Below are 19,811 nucleotides of genomic sequence, written 5' to 3'. Positions count from 1 at the left end.
CGGTTCCGCCGGCCCCATCCCGTCGTGCCGAACCTCACGGCCGTGCCCGCCGCGCCGCCCGAGCCGCCCGGCGCGGACCGGGTCGTGTATCTGGGACATCTGTCCCGGGCGCGCGGCGCGCTCGACCTCATCGAGACGGCGCGGCTGCTGGCGCCGGACGTCCGGGTCGAGGCGATCGGCGCGGCCGACGTGGACGTGCGCGGCGCGCTGACCGAGGCCGACCGCGAGGGCGTCCTGAGCTGGCACGGCTATCTGCCCAACGACCGTGCGCTCGCCCTGCTCGCCGGCGCGACGGCGGGCCTGTCCCTCCTCCACGACCAGCCCAACTACCGCCACTCGCGGCCCACCAAGGTCGTCGAGTACATGGCCCACGGCGTCCCCGTCGTGACGACGCCGAACCCGCTGGCGGCGGCCCTCGTGAAGCGGCACCGCTGCGGTCTCGTCGTCCCCTACGGGAACCCGGCGGCGACGGCGGAGGCGGTACGGCGGCTGCGCACCGACGCGCGGCTGCGCCTGGACACGGCCGCACGCGGCCGCACGGCGGCGCTGGCCGAGCTCGACTGGGCGGAACGGGCGGCCGAGTTCACGGACGTACTGGAGACCTGGGCGAAGGAGGCCGGCCGGCCCGGAGCGGCGGGCCGGGAGAGCCGGCCGCCTGCCACGGCACGACCGGGCTAGGTGCACCACCACAGGAACCGGTCGCACGTCTGGGAAGGTGACGGCTGCGGGGCCGGCTCCGAGGAGGGCGGGTCCGGCGTCGATGTCGGCGTCGGGTCCGGGGCGGGTGGGGGCGCCGGGGCGGAGGCCGTCGGGCCCGGATCCGGGTCCGACGGCGACGAGCCCTGTCCCTCCGTCGGGCTCGCCGACTCCTTGTCGTCCTTCTCGTCCTTGGCGGACTTGGACGGGGAGGGGGACGTGGAGGCGTCCGCGGAGGCCGTGCCCTTGCCGGGCGTGGCGCCCGCGGAGGCGTTGGTCAGGGGGTCCGTCGACTCGTCCGACTCGACCTCCGCGCCGCCGTCCGCCGAGGCGTCCCCGGCCGCGGCCGGGTTCGGGGCCGAACCGGGGGCGTCCAGGCCGAGTTCGGCGAGGCTGAGGGCACCGGCGGCCAGCAGGAACCCCGCCACGATCAGCAGGGTGCGGCGGCGTCGGCGGCGGTGGGCCGCGGCCTTGCGGTCGCGCCGGCTGACGTTCGACTGACGGCGCCTGGACTCCCGCCCGGGGCGGTCGTCGTCGGCGTCGTCGAGGTCATCGGCGTCGTCGGCATCGTTGTCCTCGGCGCCGTGCGGCTCGCCGGGCTCCGCGACCCGGACCACCGTGACGACGTCCGTACGCACATCCGTCCGTACGACGGTGCGCACGACGGTTTCCTCCGCGTACGCGCGGAGGTGTTCGGCTGGTGTGCCGCACCCCGGGCAGGCGAGCGCGCCATTCAGGTGCCGTCGGCACGGGTGGCAGTAGTCCATGACGCGGGAAGGTTAAGTTTTTGATCGGTAACGTTCATAGTCGTTGCTGTGAAGGTTCTGTGCGGAACAACTTCTTCCGGCGCGTCGGCTGGAGAGCAACCCGCTCGCATCATCCCGAAACCGGCCAGCAAAGGTATCGAAACCGTTACCCGCCCACCCCATTGACACCCCCACCGCCGCCTCCTTACTGTCACGCCAGCATTTCGAACGTGTGACGAAATATCGAACAAAGCCGAGCTTCACGAGGGGCAACTGCCGTGCGCATCACCGGAATCAGCACGCACGTGGTCGGGACGCCGTGGCGCAACCTGACCTATGTCCAGGTGCACACCGACGAGGGGATCACCGGAGTCGGGGAGACCCGGATGCTGGGCCGCACCGACGCCCTCCTCGGCTATCTGAAGGAGGCCGAGGGCAATCACGTCCTCGGCTCCGACCCGTTCGCCCTGGAAGACCTGGTGCGCCGCATGAAGTACGGCGACTACGGGCGGGCCGGCGAGATCGTGATGTCGGGCATCGCCGTGATCGAGATGGCCTGCTGGGACATCAAGGGCAAGGCCCTCGGCGTACCGGTGTGGCAGCTGCTGGGCGGCAAGGTCACCGACAAGGTCAAGGCGTACGCCAACGGCTGGTACACCACGGAGCGGACCCCCGAGGCGTACCACAAGGCCGCTCAGGACGTCATGGCGCGCGGCTACCGGGCCCTGAAGATCGACCCCTTCGGGACCGGGCAGTTCGAGCTGGACCACCAACAGACGCTCTACGCCGTCTCCCTGATCGAGGCGGTCCGTGACGCCATCGGCCCCGAGGCCGAGCTGATGCTGGAGATGCACGGCCGCTTCTCCCCCGCCACCGCCGTCCGGCTCGCCCGCGAACTGGCGCCCTTCAAGCCGGCCTGGCTGGAGGAGCCCGTCCCGCCGGAGAACCTCAAGGCCCTGGAGAAGGTCGCCGCCAAGGTGGACATGCCGGTCGCCACCGGCGAGCGGATCCACGACCGGATCGAGTTCCGCGAGCTGTTCGAGAGCCAGGCCGCCGACATCATCCAGCCGGACGTCGGCCACATCGGCGGCATCTGGGAGACCCGCAAGCTCGCCGCGACCGCCGAGACCCACTACACGCTGGTCGCGCCGCACAACGTCGGCGGCTCCGTGCTCACCGCCGCCTCGCTCCAGGTCGGCTTCACCACCCCCAACTTCAAGATCCTGGAGCACTTCAACGACTTCGCGGACGCGGAGATCAAGAAGGTCGTCAAGGGCGCGCCCCAGGTGGACCCGGAGGACGGCTGCTTCCACCTCTCGCACGCCCCCGGCCTCGGCGTCGAGCTGGACACCGACGCGGCCGCCGAGTTCCCGCAGCAGCAGGCCCGCTTCGACCTGTGGGCCGAGGGCTGGGAGCAGCGCAAGCCGAAGGCGACGCAGTGAGCACGGCCGTCGTCGTCGAGGCACCCGGCGCGCACCGGCTCGTCGCGCACACGCCCCGCCCGCCCGGCCCCGGGGAGGCGCAGGTCCGGGTGCACGCCGTCGGCATCTGCGGCAGCGACCGCGAGGTCTATCAGGGAAACCGGCCCGAGGGCTACGTCCGCTACCCGCTCACCCCCGGCCACGAGTGGTCCGGGACGGTCACCGCGACCGGCCCCGGTGTCCCGGCGTCACTGGCCGGGCGCAAGGTCGTCGGCGAGGGCTTCCGCAACTGCCAGGTGTGCGACCGCTGCCACGCGGGCGAGACCACGCTGTGCACGGACGGGTACGAGGAGACCGGCTTCACCCAGCCCGGCGCCATGGCGCCCACCCTCACCCTGCCGGCCCGTCTCCTGCACGTCCTCCCGGACGGCGCCGACCTGACCGCCGCCGCCCTCCTCGAACCCGCCGCCTGCATCGCCGCGGCGGCCCTGAAGGCGGCCGCGAGGCCGGGCGAGAGGGTCGCCGTCGTCGGCACCGGCACCCTCGGCATGTTCGCCGTGCAGTTCCTGCGGGCCGCCTCCCCGGCCGAGTTGCTGGTCGTCGGCACCCGCAGCGACCGCGCCGCTCTGGCGCGGGAGTTCGGCGCCACCGGCTTCCGTACCAAGGACCAGGAACTGCCCGGTGACTTCGACGTGGTGATCGAGACGGCCGGGTCGGCCGACGCCGCCCGGAGTGCGGCCGCGCTGCTGCGGCGCGGTGGCCGGCTGGTGCTGACGGGGATCCCGGCGCCGGGCGCCGACGGTCTGGACCCGACGGACCTGGTGGTACGGCAACTGGGGGTGCACACCGTCTTCGGGGCACCGCCGGAGGCGTGGGCGCACGCGGTGCGGGTGTTCGGTGCCGGGCTGCTCGATCCGCTGCCGCTGGTCACCCACGAGCTGCCGCTGACCGAGTTCTCGCACGCCATCGAACTGGTGGGAGCCGGCGACCCGAAGGTCGGCAAGGTACTGCTCCGCCCCTGACCGTACGCCGGTACGGGGACGACCCGACGGCCGCACGTACCGGCGTACCCGGCCTCCGTGTCCCCGTCACTGCGAACCTCGTCCGATATACCGAACACTAAGGACAGCTTGTGACCGACGCTTCCGCCACGGCCGCCCGCAGGCCCGGTGAGCAGGCACTCACCGCGCTCGGCCTGGGTGTGCCCACCCCCGACCCCGCCGACGCCTCACCGCACAGCTTCCCGGGCGGTGGCCGCTGGCGCACCGAGATTCCCTCGTGCGAGGGTCCCGAGGCACTGACGGTCGTCCTCAAGGAGGCCTCGCGCCTGGACGTGCCGATCCACCGGATCAGCCAGGGCAGCGGGGTGTGGATGCTGACCGACGCCGAGATCACCGAGATGGTCGAGGCGAGCGGCGAACGCGACATCGAACTCTGCCTGTTCACCGGCCCCCGCGGCACCTGGGACATCGGCGGCTCGACCCGCAGCGACTCCCGGGGCGCCGGGGCGCGGGCGCGCGGCCACGACGCCGTCGCCGGCTGTGTCGAGGACGCCGTGCGCGCGACCGAACTGGGTGTGAAGTGCCTGCTCGTCGCGGACGAGGGCGTGCTGTGGACGCTGCACCGGGCGCGCGCCCAGGGCATCCTCCCGGCCGACACCACGCTCAAGGTGTCGGCACTGATCGGGCCCGTGAACCCGGCGAGCTACGCGGTGTACGAGCGGCTCGGCGCCGACTCCGTCAACGTGCCCAGCGACCTGACGCTGGATCACCTCACCGAGATCCGCCGGGTGTCCGGCGCTCCCATGGACATGTACATCGAGGCCCCCGACGACCTCGGCGGCTATGTGCGGATGTACGAGGTCGCCGAGCTGATCCGGCGCGGCGCACCGCTCTATCTGAAGTTCGGCCTCTCCAAGGCGCCCGGGATCTACCCCTACGGGCACCACCTGCGGGAGCTGGCCCTGGCCACCGCCAGGGAACGGGTGCGGCGCGGCCGGCTCGCCCTCGACCTGCTGGCCCGCCACGGAGCGGACGCCGACATGGCGCCGCTCGGCTCCCGACTGCCGGGCGAGCTGCGCCGGTTCGAGATCCCGTCATAACGTTCCGGAAACTTGCTTCTCAAAAGAAGACACAGCCGCGCACAATCCCACACACCTCGTCCCGGTCCCTCACCGCACACATCAAGGATGATGATCATGCGTAACCGCAGAGCCGCACTCACCGCGATAGCCGCGGCCGCCTCACTCGCCCTGACCCTCTCCGCCTGTGGCCAGAGCGGCGACGGCGGCAGCAAGGAGGACTCGGGCGGCGCCGAGGGCGCCACCATCGGCATCGCGATGCCGACCAAGTCCTCCGAGCGCTGGATCGCCGACGGCAACAACGTCGTCAAGGATCTGGAGTCCAAGGGCTACAAGACCAAGCTCGTCTACGGTGAGGACGACCCCGACCAGCAGGTCTCGCAGGTCGAGAACCTCATCACGCAGGGCGTGAAGGCCCTGATCGTCGCGGCCATCGACAACAAGTCGATGAACAACGTCCTGCAGCAGGCCAAGGACGCCGACATCCCGGTGATCTCCTACGACCGCCTGATCCTCGGCACCGAGAACGTCGACTACTACGCCTCGTTCGACAACGAGAAGGTCGGCGAACTCCAGGGCGGCTACATCGTCGACAAGCTCGGCCTGAAGGACGGCGCGGAGAAGGGCCCCTTCAACATCGAGCTGTTCGCCGGCTCCAACGACGACAACAACACCCGCTACTTCTTCCAGGGCGCGATGAACGTCCTGCAGCCCTACATCGACAAGAAGCAGCTGGTGGTCCGCTCCGGCCAGACCAAGCTGACCCAGGTCACCACCCTGCGCTGGGACGGCGGCACCGCGCAGAAGCGCATGGACGACATCCTGACATCGGCGTACAAGTCCGAGCGGGTGGACGCGGTGCTCTCGCCGTACGACGGCATCTCGATCGGCATCCTCTCGGCCCTCAAGTCGGACGACTACGGCTCCAAGAGCAAGCCGCTGCCGATCGTCACCGGCCAGGACGCCGAGGTCGCCTCGGTGAAGTCGATCATCGCGGACGAGCAGGCGATGACCGTCTACAAGGACACCCGCGAACTCGCCAAGGTGGCCTCGAACATGGTCGACGCGCTCCTCAACGACAAGAAGCCCGAGGTCAACGACAGCAAGACCTACGACAACGGTGCGAAGGTCGTGCCCGCCTTCCTGCTGGAACCGGTCAGCGTCGACAAGGCCAACTACCAGGAGTCTGTGGTCGACTCCGGCTACATCAAGGAAAGCGACCTCTAAGCAAACCGCCGCACCTAGGGATTGGAAGGCACGACCATGGCGGGACCCGTCCTGGAAATGCGCTCGATCGTCAAGACCTTTCCCGGCGTCAAGGCGCTCTCGGACGTCACTCTGACCGTCCGGCAGGGCGAGGTCCACGCCATCTGCGGGGAGAACGGCGCCGGGAAGTCGACCCTGATGAAGGTCCTCTCCGGCGTCCACCCGCACGGAACCTACGAGGGGCAGGTCCTCTTCGAGGGGGAGGTCTGCCGCTTCAAGGACATCCGGGCGAGCGAGCAGCACGGCATCGTCATCATCCACCAGGAGCTGGCGCTGGTGCCGTACCTGTCGATCGCGGAGAACATCTTCCTCGGCAACGAGCACGCCACGCGCGGGCTGATCGACTGGACCGAGACACTCCGGCACGCCACCGAGCTGCTGCGCCGGGTCGGGCTGACCGACCACCCGGAGACCCGGGTCGCGGACATCGGCGTGGGCAAGCAGCAGCTCGTCGAGATCGCCAAGGCGCTCTCCAAGAAGGTGAAGCTGCTCATCCTGGACGAGCCGACGGCCGCCCTGAACGACGAGGACAGCGGCAAACTGCTCGACCTGATCCTGGAGTTGAGGAACCAGGGCATCACCTCGATCATCATCTCGCACAAGCTGAACGAGATCCGCAAGGTCGCCGACTCGGTGACCATCCTGCGCGACGGGCGGACCATCGAGACGCTCGACGTGAAGGCCGCGGAGACCACCGAGGACCGGATCATCAGCGGGATGGTCGGCCGCGACCTGGAGCACCGCTTCCCGGAGCGCACGCCGCACCAGCCGGAGGAGGGTGCCGCGCCCGCGCTGGAGATCCGGGGCTGGACCGTGCACCACCCGATCGACCAGCAGCGCAAGGTGGTCGACGACGTGTCGCTGTCGGTGCGGCGCGGGGAGATCGTCGGCATCGCGGGCCTGATGGGCGCCGGCCGCACCGAACTGGCGATGAGCGTCTTCGGGCGCACCTACGGCCGGTACGCGGGCGGTTCGGTCCTCAAGGACGGCCGGGAGATCCGTACGAAGACGGTGGCGGAGGCCGTGAAGCACGGCATCGCCTATGTCACCGAGGACCGCAAGCACTACGGCCTGAACCTCATCGACACCATCAACCGGAACATCTCGCTGACGGCGCTGAAGAAGGTCGCGAAGCGGGGTCTGGTCGACGAGCACGGGGAACGGCAGGTCGCCGAGGGCTTCCGCAAGTCCATGAACATCAAGGCGCCGACGGTCTTCGAGCCGGTGGGCAAGCTGTCCGGCGGCAACCAGCAGAAGGTCGTCCTCAGCAAGTGGATCTTCGCGGGTCCGGAGGTGCTGATCCTGGACGAGCCGACGCGCGGCATCGACGTCGGCGCCAAGTACGAGATCTACACGGTCATCGACCAACTGGCCGCCCAGGGCAAGGCGGTCGTCTTCATCTCCTCCGAGCTGCCGGAGCTGCTCGGCATGTGCGACCGCATCTACACGATGGCCGCGGGCCGGCTGACCGGTGAGTTCTCGCGGGCCGAGGCCTCCCAGGAAGCGCTGATGCGTCAGATGACGAAGGACAAAGAGGTAACGCGATGAGCACGGATGTGACCGCCAAGACCCCGGCCCCCGCGCCGGCGGGCAAGGGCGGAGCGGGCGCGGGGGGCGGCCTGCTCCAGATGGTGCTGGACGGGATGCGCCGCAACATGCGGCAGTACGGCATGCTGATCGCCCTCGGCCTGATCGTGGTGCTGTTCGCCGTGTGGACCGACGGCGACCTGCTGCTGCCGCGCAACGTCTCCAACCTGGTGCTCCAGAACAGCTACATCCTGATCCTCGCGATCGGCATGATGCTCGTCATCATCGCGGGCCACATCGACCTGTCGGTCGGCTCGCTGACGGCGTTCATCGGCTCGATGGCCGCCGTGTTCATGGTCAGGAACGACATACCGTGGCCGCTGGCGGTGATCCTCTGCCTGGCCATGGGCGCCGTCGCGGGCGCCGCACAGGGGTTCTTCATCGCCTACGGCGGCATACCGTCGTTCATCGTGACCCTCGCGGGCATGCTGATCTTCCGCGGTCTCACCGAGATCTTCCTGGAGGGCCAGACCCTCGGCCCGTTCCCGGAGGGCCTGCAGAAGGTCGCCAACGGCTTCCTGCCGGAGGTCGGACCGGAGACCAACTACCACAATCTCACCCTGTTGCTGGGCTTCGCGCTGATCGCCTTCGTGGTCCTGCAGGAGGTACGCGACCGCAAGCGCCAGCAGGAGTTCTCGCTGGAGGTGCTGCCGCGGAACTTCTTCCTGCTGAAGCTCGTCGCCCTGGTCGCCGCCGTCCTGGTCGCGACGCTGCTGCTGGCCAGCTACAAGGGCGCGCCGATCGTGCTGCTCATCCTCGGCGTCCTGGTCGTCGGCTTCGGCTACGTCATGCGCAACGCGATCGTCGGCCGGCACATCTACGCCATCGGCGGCAACCTCCCGGCCGCCAAGCTGTCCGGCGTGAAGGACAAGAAGGTCACCTTCCTGGTCTTCCTGAACATGGGCATGCTCGCGGCCCTGGCGGGTCTGGTCTTCGCCGCCCGCTTCAACGCGGCCTCGCCCAAGGCCGGCCTCAACTTCGAACTGGAGGCGATCGCGGCCTCGTTCATCGGCGGCGCGTCGATGAGCGGCGGTGTCGGCACGGTGCTCGGCGCGATCATCGGCGGTCTGGTCCTGGGCGTGCTGAACAACGGTATGAACCTCGTCGGTATCGGCACCGACTGGCAGCAGGTCATCAAGGGCCTGGTGCTGCTGGCGGCGGTCGGCTTCGACGTGTGGAACAAGCGCAAGGTCGGTTCGTAGGCCATCCGGGCCCCGCCGCGAGGCGGGGCCCCTTCCCTTGCAGGAGCCGCACATGGAACTGAACAGACGGACAGTCCTCGCCGGAGCGGCGGCCGTGGGTCTCACCGCCGCCACCGCCGGCGGCACCGCGCACGCGACGGGAGACCAGAAGCCGGTGAAGTCGCTCTTCGGGAAGCTCGCCGACGGGACGAAGGTGTACAGCTGGGCGGTGGAGAACGGCGGCACCCGGCTGAAGGTCCTCTCCTACGGCGGGATCGTGCAGTCCCTCGAGGTCCCGGACCGGCGCGGGCGGTACGCCAACGTCTCCCTGGGCTTCGGCACCCTCGAGGACTACGTCGCCAAGAGCCCCTACTTCGGCGCCCTGATCGGCCGGTACGGCAACCGCATCGGCAAGGGCCGTTTCACCCTGGACGGCAGGACCTACCAGCTCTCCGTCAACGACGGCGAGAACAGCCTGCACGGCGGCGCCCAGGGCTTCGACAAGCGCGTGTGGGACGTGGAGCCGTTCACCAGGGGCTCGGACGTCGGCCTGCACCTGTACCGCACCGGCGTGGACGGCGAGATGGGCTACCCCGGCACGCTGCGGACCAAGGTCACCTACACCCTCACCCGGCACGGCGACTGGCGCATCGACTACGCGGCCACCACCGACAAGGCCACAGTCGTCAACCTCACCAGCCACGTCTACTGGAACCTGGCCGGCGAGTCGAGCGGCACGATCCACGACCACGAGCTGACCATCGCCGCCTCGCGGTACACGCCGGTCGACCCGGGGCTGATCCCGACGGGAGAGCTGGCGCGGGTCTCGGGCACGCCGTTCGACTTCCGCCGCGCCAAGACCGTCGGCGAGGACATCCGCGTCGCGCACCCGCAACTGCTGTACGGCCAGGGCCTCGACCACAACTGGGTCCTCGACAAGGGCCTCACGGCGCGGCCGGAGCACATCGCCACGCTGCGGGACCCCTCGTCCGGCCGCACCCTGCGGATCGCGACCACCGAGCCGGGCCTGCAGTTCTACTCCGGCAACTTCCTCGACGGCACCCTCGTCGGCTCCGGCGGCACCGTCTACCGGCAGGGCGACGGGCTCTGCCTGGAGACGCAGCACTTCCCGGACTCGCCGAACAAGCCGTCGTTCCCGTCGACGGTGCTGCGGCCGGGGCAGACGTACCGCACGACGACGGTGCACTCGTTCAGCGCGTGACTACTCCACACTTCCGTCACATGAATTGAACGCAGCCACCGCAGCTTCCGTATGTATGGGTGGCCCGTGCTCCCCCGCACGGGCCACCCATACGACGGACCCGGTCCTCCCCGCCGGGTCCGCCCCAACCGGAGGTCTCCTTGCCTGACAACGTCACCTCGCTGTTCCGCAGTACTGCTGCGCACAGCCCGTCGATGGCGGCGTTGACGCGGGAGAGCGACGGGTCGGGTCCGGTGGACTTCTGCATCCCCTGCAACCCCTACTTCCCCACCCCGGCGATGTTCGACGAGATGGCGGGCAAGCTGCGCGAGATCGTCACGTACTACCCGAGCGGCGCCGACACCATCACCGCCGAACTGTGCAGCCTGCTCCAGCTTCCGCCGCAGTGCGTGGCGATGGGCAACGGCTCGACCGAGCTGATCACCTGGATCGACCATCTGCTCGTCCGGGAGTCCCTCGCCGTCCCCGTCCCCACCTTCGGCCGCTGGACCGACCAGCCCATGGAGACCGGCAAGCGGGTCGACATGTTCCCCCTCCAGGAGTCCAGCGGCTTCGCCCTCGACCTCGCGCAGTACGCCGAGTTCATCCGGGCCCGGGGCACCCGGGCCGCCGTGATCTGCAACCCCAACAACCCCGACGGCGGTTTCGTGCACAAGCACGCGATCGTGCAGTTCATGGACGCGATGGCGGACCGGGATCTGGTCGTCGTCGACGAGTCGTTCCTGGAGTTCGCCGACGCGGAGGCCGAGCCGAGCGTCGTTCGGGAGGCGATGATCCGCCCCAACGTCGTCGTGCTGCGCAGCCTCGGCAAGAACTTCGGCCTGCACGGCATCCGCTTCGGCTACCTGGTCGCCAACCCGGCCCTGGCGGGCCGGATCCGCTCCATGCTGCCCAAGTGGAACCTCAACTCCTTCGCCGAGCACGTGGTGTTCATGCTGAAGGAGCACGGCCAGGAGTACGCGCAGAGCCTTCAGCAGGTCCGCCGGGACCGTCTGGAGATGGCCAGCCAGCTCTCCTCTCTGCCCGGCCTCACGGTCTACCCCTCCCAGGGCAACTTCCTCTTCGTGCGTCTCCCGGTCGGCGCCGAGGGCACCGTGGTCCGGGACCGGCTGCTCACCGAGCACCGGATCCTGGTCCGTGAGTGCGGCAACAAGATCGGATCCTCCAGCCGCTTCCTGCGTCTCGTGGTACGCCCCCAGGTGGATGTGCGTCGCCTGGTGTCCGGCCTGGAACAGGTGCTCTACGGGACCAGGAGGGGAGCCGCCGTGCCCGAGCCGAGCACCGGGACCAGCTACAGCTCGGGCACGGCGGCGGTGGACCGGCTGGTCAGCGCCACCAACGGGGCCGGCATGCCGGGCCTCGCCGCGCAGGCCGTCGCGGCAGGAGCACCAGGCGCCGGCGGCGGTATGCCGATGCCGGCGGCGGCGCAGGCGTACCCCCAGCCGCAGCTGCCGCAGCCGCAGCCGCCCCAGCAGATCCCGCAGCCGCAACTCCCGCAACAGATCCCGCAGCCGCAGCTGCCCGGGCAGATCCCCCCACCACAGCTCCCGCAGCAGATGCCGCAACCGCCGATGCAGCAGCCCCCCGCAGCCCAGCCCGCGATGCCTCAACCCGCCATGCCGCAGCCGGCGGTGGCTCAGGCGGTCCCACCGCCCCTGCCCGCTCCCACGCCGCCCGGCGTCCCCGCACGCGGCGGCCTCACCGCGGCCCAGGTCCGGGGCACCACGGGCCCGGTCCCGCCGGGCGGCCTCTCCCCCGCCGCGGCCACGGGCTGGCCGGGCACGACGAACTGGCCGAACGCGGCGGGGATGGGGCAGGTGGGGTGACGGGCACACGCGTCCCGTGACCGTCAGGCCCGGAACGGACGGAGCCAATCCGGTACGTCCATCTCCGCCCGCACGGTCTTCCCCGGCGCCGGACCTCGGTCCAGCACGTCCCACCGATCGGCCAGTGCCGGACCGTCTCCCCCGCCGTGTGGGACGACTTCCCCGGTCACCTCACGAAGTGACCCTCGCACCCGCGGCGCCGCGGAGTGCCTCCGCCGTCTCCGGGTGCGGGCCGCGCAGCGCCCACTCCAACGGCGTGAGGCCCGTGCCGCCGTCCTCACGGAGGCCGGCGTCCGCACCGTGGGCGAGGAGTTCGCGGACCGTCCCGGTGTGGCCCCAGCACGCCGCCGCGCACAGCGGTGTGCCCTCCGCGCCGACGCCCGCGCTCTCCGTGTCGGGAGCGGCGCCGGCCTCCAGCAGGGTGCGCACGACGTCGGTGGCGCCGTGGACCGAGGCCGCGTAGAGCGGGGTCATGCCCTCGAGGTCCGCGGTGTTCGGGTCGGCCCCCGCGTGCAGCAGGGCCTCGACGTCGGTGTGCTCGCCGCACATCGCGGCCGTCACGAGGCGTGCCGTCAGCTTCTTCTGTCGCCGTCTGTTCATCGCGGACGAGGGTAGCCGCGGTGGCGCCCTCCTTCTGCGAGGCACCCGAAAAGCGATGCACGGTCGGTGCGAGTTGAAGCCCCCCGGTAGCGGGTCGCACCGTGACTGCCTAGACGACGGAGGAGTACCGCTCGGCTGAGGGGGCCACGCAGTATGTACGCACAGCGGATCGTCGACGAGGACCTGGCGGCGCGGTTCGCCGAAGGTGACGAGGACTGCCTGGCCGCGATGTACCGGCGGTTCGGGCCGCTGGTCCACGCGCTGGCCAGCCGTTCGCTCGCGGACCGGGGCGAGGCGGAGGACGTCACCCAGGCGGTGTTCCTGGCGGCGTGGCGCGGCCGGGCGGGCTTCGCCCCGGAGCGGGGCGCGCTGTCCGCCTGGCTGGTGGGCATCACCCGGCGCAAGGTCGCGGACGCGCTCGCGGCCCGTTACCGGCGTACCGAGCTCGCCGAGGTCGCCGGGTCGCTGCTGGCCGGCCGGGCCGCGCGGGCGGCGGCGGAGCCGGAGGCGGCCATCGACCGGGTGCTGGTGGCGACCGAGCTGGCCAAGCTGTCCTCGCCGCAGCGCCAGGTGCTGCGCCTCGCCTTCTACGACGACCTCTCCCAGGCACAGATCGCCGACGTCACCGGCTGGCCCCTGGGCACGGTCAAGAGCCACGCCCGCCGCGGGCTGCACCGCCTCGCCCGCTGCCTGCGCGAGGACGCGGGCACGGCGAACGCGTGAACTCCGTCCGGCGGTGCATCCAGGAGCGGGTCCGGCGCGGAAGCGACAGCATCATGAGTACGCGCCCGGGACAGCGCCCCGGGACCGGCACGGCCGCGAGGGAGCCTTGGTGCGGGACGCAGACGTAGTCGTCATCGGTGGCGGCGCCGCGGGGCTGTCGCTGGCGCGGCGGCTGACCGCGCCCCGGATGCGGGCCCGCCGTCCCCTGACGGTCGCTCTGGTCGAGGCCCCGCCCGGCGCGTTACGCCCCGGACCCCGGACCTGGTGCTACTGGGAGGCGGCCGGCGGCGAGTACGACGGCGCCGTCCGCGCCGACTGGGGCCGCCTGCGCGTCACCGGCCCGGACGGCGCGGCCGTGGTGCGCGATCCCGCCCCGCTGCGCTACAAGATGATCAGGTCCCCGGACTTCGAGCGGTGGGCGGACGGGGAGCTGGCCCGGTCCGGATGTCTCCGGCTGGAAGCCGTCGTCGAGAGCGTGCAAGACGTCCCCGGTGGTGCCGAGGTGCGCGGTCATGACGCGCGGGGTGCTCCCGTGCGGCTGCGGGCCCGCTGGGTGTTCGACTCCCGGCCGCCGGGGCGGCCGGGACCGGCCCGGGCGACGCTGCTGCAGCACTTCCGCGGCTGGTTCGTGCGCACCGCCCGCCCCGTCTTCGACCCGGGCGTCGCCGACCTGATGGACTTCCGCACCCCGCAACCACGGCACGGGCTCGCCTTCGGCTACGTCCTGCCGCTCGGCCCGCGCGAGGCCCTGGTCGAGTACACGGAGTTCTCCGCCGCGGTCCTCGGCGGCGCCGCCTACGACCGGGCGCTCGGCCACTACGTCACCGAGGTGCTGGACGTCGGCGACTTCGAGGTCACGGCGGTCGAGGAGGGCGTCATCGCGATGACCGACGCCCGGTTCCCGCGCCGTACCGGCAGGTCCGTCTTCCCGATCGGGGTGGCGGGCGGGACCACACGCCCCGCGACCGGCTACTCCTTCGCCGCGGCCCAGCGCCAGTCGCGGGCGATCGCGGCGGCGCTGGCCGAGGGCCGTACGCCGCTCGCCCCCGCCCCGCACGCGGCGCGGGCCCGCGCCATGGACGCCGTGCTGCTGCGTGCCCTGGACACCGGACGGGTGGACGGGGCCGCGCTGTTCACCGGGCTGTTCGGGAAGGTGCCGGCGCCGCGGCTGCTGCGCTTCCTCGACGGCCGGACCAACGTGCTGGAGGACCTCGCGGTCGGGCTGCGCACCCCGGCGCGGCCGATGCTGCGCACCGCCCTGGAACTGCCCTTCCTGCCCCGGCGCCCGGCCGGGTCATGACCCGTCTCGCCCCGGCAGCCGGCCGGGATCACGCCCCCCTTCCCCGGCTCTCCACCGCCGTACCGAGGAGCATCCCCATGTCACTCCTGCGCGATGCCGAACTCTCGGCCGCGTTCGATCACGCCGCGCCGTGCTACGACTGGATGGTCGCCGCCAACCCCGGGTACCACGGCCAGCTGCGCCGCTCCGCCCGCCGGCTGGCCCTGCCCGACAGCGGCAGCGGCCTGCACCTGCTCGACCTCGGCTGCGGCACCGGCGCCTCCACGGCCGCCCTGCTGGCCACCGCGCCGCGCGCCCGGATCACCGCGGTGGACGCGTCGCAGGGCATGCTCGCCAGGGCGCGGAGCAAACGCTGGCCGGCCCGGGTCGACTTCGTGCACGCCCCCGCCGAGGGGCTGGCCGCGGCCGGGGTCACCGGCCCGTTCGACGCGGTGTTCGCCGCGTACCTGTTCCGCAACGTCGCCGACCCGGACCGCGTCCTCGCGGGCGTGCGGGACGTGCTCCTGCCGGGCGGGCGGCTCGCGGTGCACGAGTACAGCCTCACCGGGCGGGCGGCGCACCGCGCGGTGTGGACGGCCGTGTGCAAGGGCCTGGTCCTCCCGGTGGCGCGGCGCACCGGGGACGACGCGCTGTACGCGCATCTGTGGCGCAGCGTCGTCGACTTCGACACGGCGAGCGCCTTCGCGGCGCGCCTGGAGCGGACGGGGTTCGCCGCTGTCCGCACGCTGCCGCTGACCGGCTGGCAGACCGGGATCACCCACACGTTCGTGGCGCGGGTTCCCACCGCACGAGAGGGACAGGCATGAGGAGGACGGACTTCGTGGGCGAGAGCTCCTACGCGGGTGGCGGCCACGGACGGGACCGCAGGGCACGCGTGCTGACGGACCGCAGGGGCGTTCCGCGTCTGGAAGGCCTCGGGCCGTCGGTCGCCGTGGTCGGCGGCGGCATCGCGGGGCTCGCGGCGGCCACCGTCCTTGCGGAGCGCGGGGTACGGGTGACGCTGCTGGAGCGCGAGTCCGACCTCGGCGGGCGGCTCTCGGGGTGGCAGGTGCGGCTGGCCGACGGGTCGACGGGGACCATGACCCGCGGCTTCCACGCGTTCTTCCGGCAGTACTACAACCTGCGTGCGCTGCTACGGCGGACCGACCCGGGCCTGCACGGTCTGATCCCCCTGCCCGACTACCCGCTGCGCCACAGCGCCGGGCTGCTCGACAGCTTCGCCCGTGTGCCGCGCACTCCCCCGCTGAACGCCCTCGGATTCGTCGCACTGAGCCCCACGTTCGGCTGGCGGGACCTGATGACCATGAACGCGCGCTCCGCGCTGCCGCTGCTGGACGTCCGCGTACCGCGGATCTACGAGCAGCTGGACGGCGTCAGCGCGCACGACTTCCTGGCGCGCATCCGCTTCCCGGCGGCCGCCCGGCATCTCGCGTTCGAGGTGTTCTCGCGCAGCTTCTTCGCGGACCCGAGGCAACTGTCGGCGGCGGAACTGGCGCTGATGTTCCACATCTACTTCCTGGGCTCCAGCGAGGGCCTGTTGTTCGACGTGCCGCGCGAACCGTTCCCGCAGGCGCTGTGGGAGCCGCTCGGGGACCACCTCCAGGAACGCGGGGCGACGATCCTGCTGTCCAGCCCGGTGGAGGCGGTGTCCCCGGGCGCGGACGGCACGGTGCGCGTCACCGTCGCCGGCCGGACGCGGTCCTACGACGCCGTGGTGCTGGCGATGGACGTGGCCGGCCTGCGGCAGGTCGCGGCCGCCTCGCCCGACCTGGTCGACCGGGCCTGGCGCACCGGCGTCGCGGGGCTGCGCACCGCCCCGCCGTTCCTGGTGTCCCGGCTCTGGCTGGACCGGCCGGTGCACCCGGACCGCCCGGCGTTCCTGGGCACCAGCGGCTACGCGGAGCTGGACAACATCAGCGTCCTGGACCGCTGGGAGGGCGAGGCCCACCGCTGGGCGCTGCGCACCGGGGGATCCGTGGTGGAGCTCCACGCCTACGCCGTCCCGCGGGGCGCCGACCGCAAGGAGGTGCGGGAACGGCTGGTGAGCCAGTTGCACCGGGTGTATCCGGAGACCCGCGACGCGGGGGTGATCGACTCCCGCGACGAATGGCGCGAGGACTGCCCGCTGTTCGCGGTCGGCGGCTACGACCGCCGCCCCCGGGTGCGGACCGCGGACCCGGCGGTCGTCGTGGCCGGTGACATGGTCGCCACCGGCCTTCCGGTCGCCCTCATGGAACGCGCCGCGACCAGCGGATTCCTGGCCGCCAACGTGCTGTTGCGCAGGTGGGGGGTACGGGCCGAACCCTTGCGGACGGTCCCGAACCGCGGCCGCTCGACGGCGCTGCGCGGCCTGACGACCCTCCTCGCCGACCACTGACGCAAGGGGAGGGCCACCCCGGACGGACGACCACTCCCGGACAGGGTCAGCGGTTGTGGGCGAGGGGGCTCGGCCACCAGACCGGGGGCCCGATGTCCCGTACCAGGGCCGGTACCAGCAGGGACCGGACGACCAGGGTGTCCAGCAGGACTCCGAAGGCCACGATGAAGGCGATCTGCACGAGGAAGGCCAGGGGGATGACGCCGAGCGCGGCGAAGGTCGCCGCGAGCACGACGCCGGCGGAGGTGATGACGCCGCCCGTGGTGACGAGCCCGCGCAGCATGCCCTGGCGGACGCCGTGCCGCAGCGATTCCTCCCGTACCCGGGACATCAGGAAGATGTTGTAGTCCACGCCGAGGGCCACGAGGAACACGAAGCCGTACAGCGGCACCGAGGGATCGCTGCCCGTGAAGCCGAACACATGGGTGAACACCAGGGACGCCACCCCCAAAGTGGCGAGGAAGCTGAGCGCCACGGTCGCCACCAGCAGCGCGGGCGCCAGCAGCGACCGCAGAAGGCCCACGAGGACGAGGAAGATCACCGCGAGGACGACGGGCACGATGACGGCGCGGTCCCGCTCGGCCGTGCGCGACGTGTCGTACTGCTGGGCCGTGTAGCCGCCGACCAGCGCGTCAGCCTCCGGCACCGCCCGCACGGCGGTGCGCAGCCGCGCCACGGTCTCCTTGGCCGCGTCGCTGTCCGCGGCGGACTTCAGGGTGACGTGCACGCGTGCCCGCCCGCCGACCACGAACGGCTCCTGTCCCGGCCGCCCGGAACGCGTCACCGCCGCCGCACCGGCGACCCCGTCGGTGGCCCGGGCCACCGCGACCACCCGGTCCAGCCGTCCGGCGTCGGCGACGACCACCGTGGGATTGCCGGCACCTCCGGGAAAGTGCTCGCCGAGGGTGCGCTGCGCGGCGACGGACGGGGCGTCGTCCACGAAGGTCTCGTCCAGCGGGACGCCCTTGGAGGTCAGGGTCGGTGCCAGGGCGGCGCAGGCGAGCAGCCCGGCCAGTGCGAGCGCCCAGACCCTGCGCGGAGCGCGGTCCACGAGGTCCGCGATGGCGCGCCACACACCGGTCGCGGCACCCTGCGCCCCACCGGAACGGGGCTTTGCGGGCCAGTACGCGGCACGGCCCAGCAGGACGAGCGCGGCCGGCAGGAACGTGAGCGAACTGAGCACGGCGCACGCGATGCCGATGGCGCCGACCGGCCCCAGGGCCCGATTGTTCGTCAGGTCGCTGAGCAGCAGGGCGAGCAGGCCGAGCGCCACGGTCGCGGCGCTGGCGACGACGGCGCCCCAGGACTGCCGCAGCGCCGCCCGCACGGCCTCGAAGCGGTCGTCGCGCAGCGCGAGTTCCTCCCGGAAGCGGGCGGTGATCAGCAGGGCGTAGTCGGTGGCCGCGCCGATCACCAGGATGGAAAGGATGCCCTGAACCTGGCCGTCGACGCGCACGACGTCGTGTGCGGCCAGCGCGTACACGACCGCGCAGGCCAGCCCGAGGGAGAAGACCGAGCCGAGTATCACCACGACGGGCAGGAGCACGCTGCGGTAGACCAGCAGGAGGATCACCAGGACGGTGATCAGTGCCACCACCAGGAGCAGTCCGTCGATGCCTGCGAAGGCGTCGGACAGGTCCGCCTGGGTGGCGGCGGGGCCGGCCAGTCCCACCGTGGTCCCCGGCACCCGCTCGGCGGCGGCGCGGATCCGGTCGAGTGCCGCGGGCAGTTCGTCCCCGAGGTCGGGACGAAGCTGGACGACGCCCTGGAGGGCCGCGCCGTCCCGCGAGACGACCGCGGGTGAGGGCCGCCCGCTCACGCCCGCCGTGCCGGCGAGCGAGGCCAGCGCCCGGGTCGCCGCGGGCCGCGTGCTCGCGGCCTCGCCCAGGGTGGTCCACACGACGACGGCGGGCAGCGTCTCCGCCTGGCTGAAGGCGCGCTGCTCGTCGACGACCTTGGTGGACTCGGCACTGCGGGGCAGGAAGGCCGCCTGGTCGTTGGTGGCCACCTCACCGAGCCTGCCGGTGAACGGGCCGAGCGCGCCGCCGATGCCCAGCCAGGCGATCAGCAGGACGACGGGGACGAGCCGGAGGGCTCGCCGGGGGGTGACGGACATGGTTCTCCAGGCGTCGTGGGCAACCGGCCGGGCGATGACTCGAAAATGACTCAACGACAAAGAATCTCAATCATCGAGTTACTTTGCCGCCGTGATCGTAGGCGACGTCCTTCCTTCCCGGTAGGGCGGCCCCTCGGATGCGCCCCGGCCCGCTCAGTCCCGGCCGACGGCGAGTTCCTCGTTGAGGACGGACAGGAATCGGATCACCACGGCCAGCTCCTCGTCGGTGAACCGGTCCATGGCGGACCGCGTGGCGTCGGCCAGCGGACGGAAGTGCGCATGGGCCGCGGCCCGGGCGTCGTCCACGTAGTACAGATGTACGACGCGACGATCGCTGCTCTCCCGGACCCTGCGGACATGACCGGACCGCTCCAGCCGGTCCACGCACGCGGTGACCGCACCGGAGGTCAGTCCGAGGCTCTCGCGCAGCCGGCCCGGCGTCATCGGCTCCTCGGCGTCCAGGATCGCCGCCAGCGCCTGGACGTCCGTCGCGTGCAGGCCCCGCTCCCCGGCGAAGCGCTGGACCACGCGGCCGATCTCGCCGTACGTCCTGCGCAGCCGTACCGCGAGGGCGTGCAGGTCGACGTCCCGGTCGCCGCTCGGGGCCCGGCTCCCGGACACCTCGTCGGTCCCGCCCGCCCCGCTGTGCTGCACGTCTGCTCCGGCCACC

17 protein-coding genes and 1 pseudogene are annotated in these 19,811 nt (G+C 71.9%); 13 read left to right on the top strand and 5 right to left on the bottom strand.

Annotated features, from left to right (window positions below):
* The coding region (locus AB0O67_RS18240) for a glycosyltransferase (protein WP_365451178.1) at positions 1-678 on the top strand (678 nt) is incomplete at its 5' end.
* Here AB0O67_RS18240 and AB0O67_RS18235 read toward each other — a convergent pair.
* Positions 675-1,463 (bottom strand): hypothetical protein, encoded by a 789-nt coding sequence (locus AB0O67_RS18235; protein WP_365451176.1) that lies wholly within the window; start codon positions 1,461-1,463, stop codon positions 675-677. The genes AB0O67_RS18240 and AB0O67_RS18235 overlap by 4 nt on opposite strands.
* Positions 1,464-1,720: 257 nt before the next feature.
* Here AB0O67_RS18235 and AB0O67_RS18230 point away from each other — a divergent pair, with 257 nt between their 5' ends.
* The 8 genes from AB0O67_RS18230 to AB0O67_RS18195 all read left to right on the top strand — a co-directional run bounded on the left by AB0O67_RS18230 (position 1,721) and on the right by AB0O67_RS18195 (position 12,025).
* Positions 1,721-2,884 (top strand): mandelate racemase/muconate lactonizing enzyme family protein, encoded by a 1,164-nt coding sequence (locus tag AB0O67_RS18230; protein ID WP_365451174.1) that lies wholly within the window; start codon positions 1,721-1,723, stop codon positions 2,882-2,884.
* A complete protein-coding gene (locus tag AB0O67_RS18225) occupies positions 2,881-3,885 on the top strand; it encodes an alcohol dehydrogenase catalytic domain-containing protein (protein WP_365451172.1) in 1,005 nt (334 codons plus the stop codon). Before AB0O67_RS18230 ends, AB0O67_RS18225 begins: the two co-directional genes overlap by 4 nt.
* 110 nt (positions 3,886-3,995) lie before the next feature.
* Entirely contained in the window at positions 3,996-4,964 is a 969-nt protein-coding gene (locus AB0O67_RS18220; protein WP_365451170.1) for a hypothetical protein, read from the top strand.
* Between the two features lie 96 nt (positions 4,965-5,060).
* Positions 5,061-6,170, top strand: a complete 1,110-nt coding sequence (gene chvE, locus AB0O67_RS18215) for a multiple monosaccharide ABC transporter substrate-binding protein (protein ID WP_365451168.1) — start codon at positions 5,061-5,063, stop codon at positions 6,168-6,170.
* Between the two features lie 36 nt (positions 6,171-6,206).
* The gene (mmsA, locus tag AB0O67_RS18210) at positions 6,207-7,757 is read left to right on the top strand and encodes a multiple monosaccharide ABC transporter ATP-binding protein (protein WP_365451166.1); all 1,551 of its coding nucleotides are present in this window, start codon (positions 6,207-6,209) and stop codon (positions 7,755-7,757) included.
* Positions 7,754-8,998, top strand: a complete 1,245-nt coding sequence (gene mmsB, locus AB0O67_RS18205) for a multiple monosaccharide ABC transporter permease (RefSeq protein ID WP_365451164.1) — start codon at positions 7,754-7,756, stop codon at positions 8,996-8,998. The genes mmsA and mmsB overlap by 4 nt, the downstream gene beginning before the upstream one ends.
* Before the next feature lie 52 nt (positions 8,999-9,050).
* Positions 9,051-10,199, top strand: a complete 1,149-nt coding sequence (locus tag AB0O67_RS18200; RefSeq protein ID WP_365451162.1) for an aldose epimerase family protein — start codon at positions 9,051-9,053, stop codon at positions 10,197-10,199.
* Between the two features lie 140 nt (positions 10,200-10,339).
* Positions 10,340-12,025, top strand: coding sequence for a histidinol-phosphate transaminase (locus tag AB0O67_RS18195; RefSeq protein ID WP_365451160.1), 1,686 nt, complete (start codon positions 10,340-10,342; stop codon positions 12,023-12,025).
* Positions 12,026-12,048: 23 nt separating this feature from the next.
* Here the strand turns inward: AB0O67_RS18195 and AB0O67_RS18190 are convergent.
* Together AB0O67_RS18190 and AB0O67_RS18185 are read right to left on the bottom strand one after the other, a co-directional pair.
* Positions 12,049-12,153, bottom strand: a pseudogene (locus tag AB0O67_RS18190) (ATP-binding protein); the annotation flags it as partial.
* Positions 12,154-12,196: 43 nt separating this feature from the next.
* Positions 12,197-12,625 carry an ankyrin repeat domain-containing protein gene (locus AB0O67_RS18185; RefSeq protein ID WP_365451158.1) on the bottom strand — a complete coding sequence of 143 codons (429 nt, stop codon included), beginning with the start codon at positions 12,623-12,625 and terminating at the stop codon, positions 12,197-12,199.
* 153 nt (positions 12,626-12,778) lie between these two features.
* Between AB0O67_RS18185 and AB0O67_RS18180 the strand changes: the two genes are divergently transcribed.
* The 4 genes from AB0O67_RS18180 to AB0O67_RS18165 all read left to right on the top strand — a co-directional run bounded on the left by AB0O67_RS18180 (position 12,779) and on the right by AB0O67_RS18165 (position 17,025).
* Positions 12,779-13,348 (top strand): sigma-70 family RNA polymerase sigma factor, encoded by a 570-nt coding sequence (locus AB0O67_RS18180; RefSeq protein WP_365451156.1) that lies wholly within the window; start codon positions 12,779-12,781, stop codon positions 13,346-13,348.
* A gap of 109 nt (positions 13,349-13,457) precedes the next feature.
* Positions 13,458-14,648, top strand: a complete 1,191-nt coding sequence (locus AB0O67_RS18175) for a lycopene cyclase family protein (RefSeq protein WP_365451154.1) — start codon at positions 13,458-13,460, stop codon at positions 14,646-14,648.
* Between the two features lie 77 nt (positions 14,649-14,725).
* Positions 14,726-15,454, top strand: a complete 729-nt coding sequence (locus AB0O67_RS18170; protein WP_365451152.1) for a class I SAM-dependent methyltransferase — start codon at positions 14,726-14,728, stop codon at positions 15,452-15,454.
* Positions 15,451-17,025 carry an NAD(P)/FAD-dependent oxidoreductase gene (locus AB0O67_RS18165; protein ID WP_365451150.1) on the top strand — a complete coding sequence of 525 codons (1,575 nt, stop codon included), beginning with the start codon at positions 15,451-15,453 and terminating at the stop codon, positions 17,023-17,025. Before AB0O67_RS18170 ends, AB0O67_RS18165 begins: the two co-directional genes overlap by 4 nt.
* A gap of 46 nt (positions 17,026-17,071) precedes the next feature.
* Here AB0O67_RS18165 and AB0O67_RS18160 read toward each other — a convergent pair whose 3' ends face one another.
* Together AB0O67_RS18160 and AB0O67_RS18155 are read right to left on the bottom strand one after the other, a co-directional pair.
* Positions 17,072-19,141 (bottom strand): MMPL family transporter, encoded by a 2,070-nt coding sequence (locus tag AB0O67_RS18160; RefSeq protein ID WP_365451148.1) that lies wholly within the window; start codon positions 19,139-19,141, stop codon positions 17,072-17,074.
* Positions 19,142-19,294: 153 nt separating this feature from the next.
* A complete protein-coding gene (locus AB0O67_RS18155; protein ID WP_365451180.1) occupies positions 19,295-19,762 on the bottom strand; it encodes a MarR family transcriptional regulator in 468 nt (155 codons plus the stop codon).
* Positions 19,763-19,811 lie beyond the last annotated feature (49 nt).

Source organism: Streptomyces sp. NPDC086077, from assembly GCF_040686175.1.
Taxonomy (GTDB): domain Bacteria; phylum Actinomycetota; class Actinomycetes; order Streptomycetales; family Streptomycetaceae; genus Streptomyces.
The sequence above is the reverse complement of the archived record's forward strand: the minus strand, read 5'-3'. Positions and strand labels throughout refer to the sequence as shown.